This is a genomic window from Pseudomonas sp. GW821-FHT03E01, from assembly GCF_059420765.1.
The window spans coordinates 1-3,085 of record NZ_JBWKUI010000033.1 but is presented as its reverse complement, the minus strand read 5'-3'; the positions used below and the strand labels follow the sequence as shown (position 1 = coordinate 3,085).

The following is a 3,085-nucleotide window of genomic DNA, read 5'->3' as shown; positions in this document are numbered from 1 at the left end:
CTAGATCGTTCTTTAAAAATTTGGGTATGTGATAGAAAGATAGACTGAACGTTACTTTCACTGGTAACGGATCAGGCTAAGGTAAAATTTGTGAGTTGCTCTTAATTGAGCATGCGAATTTTCGGCGAATGTCGTCTTCACAGTATAACCAGATTGCTTGGGGTTATATGGTCAAGTGAAGAAGCGCATACGGTGGATGCCTTGGCAGTCAGAGGCGATGAAAGACGTGGTAGCCTGCGAAAAGCTTCGGGGAGTCGGCAAACAGACTTTGATCCGGAGATGTCTGAATGGGGGAACCCAGCCATCATAAGATGGTTATCTTGTACTGAATACATAGGTGCAAGAGGCGAACCAGGGGAACTGAAACATCTAAGTACCCTGAGGAAAAGAAATCAACCGAGATTCCCTTAGTAGTGGCGAGCGAACGGGGACTAGCCCTTAAGTTGATTTGAGATTAGCGGAACGCTCTGGAAAGTGCGGCCATAGTGGGTGATAGCCCTGTACGCGAAAATCTCTTGTCAATGAAATCGAGTAGGACGGAGCACGAGAAACTTTGTCTGAATATGGGGGGACCATCCTCCAAGGCTAAATACTACTGACTGACCGATAGTGAACTAGTACCGTGAGGGAAAGGCGAAAAGAACCCCGGAGAGGGGAGTGAAATAGATCCTGAAACCGTATGCGTACAAGCAGTGGGAGCCCACTTTGTTGGGTGACTGCGTACCTTTTGTATAATGGGTCAGCGACTTATTTTCAGTGGCGAGCTTAACCGAATAGGGGAGGCGTAGCGAAAGCGAGTCTTAATAGGGCGTCTAGTCGCTGGGAATAGACCCGAAACCGGGCGATCTATCCATGGGCAGGTTGAAGGTTAGGTAACACTGACTGGAGGACCGAACCGACTACCGTTGAAAAGTTAGCGGATGACCTGTGGATCGGAGTGAAAGGCTAATCAAGCTCGGAGATAGCTGGTTCTCCTCGAAAGCTATTTAGGTAGCGCCTCATGTATCACTGTAGGGGGTAGAGCACTGTTTCGGCTAGGGGGTCATCCCGACTTACCAAACCGATGCAAACTCCGAATACCTACAAGTGCCGAGCATGGGAGACACACGGCGGGTGCTAACGTCCGTCGTGAAAAGGGAAACAACCCAGACCGTCAGCTAAGGTCCCAAAGTTATGGTTAAGTGGGAAACGATGTGGGAAGGCTTAGACAGCTAGGAGGTTGGCTTAGAAGCAGCCACCCTTTAAAGAAAGCGTAATAGCTCACTAGTCGAGTCGGCCTGCGCGGAAGATGTAACGGGGCTCAAACCATACACCGAAGCTACGGGTATCACTTAGGTGATGCGGTAGAGGAGCGTTCTGTAAGCCTGTGAAGGTGAGTTGAGAAGCTTGCTGGAGGTATCAGAAGTGCGAATGCTGACATGAGTAACGACAATGGGTGTGAAAAACACCCACGCCGAAAGACCAAGGTTTCCTGCGCAACGTTAATCGACGCAGGGTTAGTCGGTCCCTAAGGCGAGGCTGAAAAGCGTAGTCGATGGAAAACAGGTTAATATTCCTGTACTTCTGGTTATTGCGATGGAGGGACGGAGAAGGCTAGGCCAGCTTGGCGTTGGTTGTCCAAGTTTAAGGTGGTAGGCTGGAATCTTAGGTAAATCCGGGATTCTAAGGCCGAGAGCTGATGACGAGTGTTCTTTTAGAACACGAAGTGGTTGATGCCATGCTTCCAAGAAAAGCTTCTAAGCTTCAGGTAACCAGGAACCGTACCCCAAACCGACACAGGTGGTTGGGTAGAGAATACCAAGGCGCTTGAGAGAACTCGGGTGAAGGAACTAGGCAAAATGGCACCGTAACTTCGGGAGAAGGTGCGCCGGTGAGGGTGAAGCATTTACTGAGCTGCGTAAGCCCACGCCGGTCGAAGATACCAGGCCGCTGCGACTGTTTATTAAAAACACAGCACTCTGCAAACACGAAAGTGGACGTATAGGGTGTGACGCCTGCCCGGTGCCGGAAGGTTAATTGATGGGGTTAGCTAACGCGAAGCTCTTGATCGAAGCCCCGGTAAACGGCGGCCGTAACTATAACGGTCCTAAGGTAGCGAAATTCCTTGTCGGGTAAGTTCCGACCTGCACGAATGGCGTAACGATGGCGGCGCTGTCTCCACCCGAGACTCAGTGAAATTGAAATCGCTGTGAAGATGCAGTGTATCCGCGGCTAGACGGAAAGACCCCGTGAACCTTTACTATAGCTTTGCACTGGACTTTGAATTTGCTTGTGTAGGATAGGTGGGAGGCTTTGAAGCGTGGACGCCAGTTCGCGTGGAGCCATCCTTGAAATACCACCCTGGCAACTTTGAGGTTCTAACTCAGGTCCGTTATCCGGATCGAGGACAGTGTATGGTGGGTAGTTTGACTGGGGCGGTCTCCTCCTAAAGAGTAACGGAGGAGTACGAAGGTGCGCTCAGACCGGTCGGAAATCGGTCGTAGAGTATAAAGGCAAAAGCGCGCTTGACTGCGAGACAGACACGTCGAGCAGGTACGAAAGTAGGTCTTAGTGATCCGGTGGTTCTGTATGGAAGGGCCATCGCTCAACGGATAAAAGGTACTCCGGGGATAACAGGCTGATACCGCCCAAGAGTTCATATCGACGGCGGTGTTTGGCACCTCGATGTCGGCTCATCACATCCTGGGGCTGAAGCCGGTCCCAAGGGTATGGCTGTTCGCCATTTAAAGTGGTACGCGAGCTGGGTTTAGAACGTCGTGAGACAGTTCGGTCCCTATCTGCCGTGGACGTTTGAGATTTGAGAGGGGCTGCTCCTAGTACGAGAGGACCGGAGTGGACGAACCTCTGGTGTTCCGGTTGTCACGCCAGTGGCATTGCCGGGTAGCTATGTTCGGAATAGATAACCGCTGAAAGCATCTAAGCGGGAAACTAGCCTCAAGATGAGATCTCACTGGGACCTTGAGTCCCCTGAAGGGCCGTCGAAGACTACGACGTTGATAGGTTGGGTGTGTAAGCGCTGTGAGGCGTTGAGCTAACCAATACTAATTGCCCGTGAGGCTTGACCATATAACACCCAAGCAATTTG

The 3,085-nt window shown here is 51.1% G+C and carries 1 rRNA gene; it reads left to right on the top strand.

From position 1 onward, the window contains the following. The first annotated feature begins 169 nt into the window (after positions 1-169). Positions 170-3,066 (top strand): 23S ribosomal RNA (locus AC07VO_RS29830). Positions 3,067-3,085: the final 19 nt, after the last annotated feature.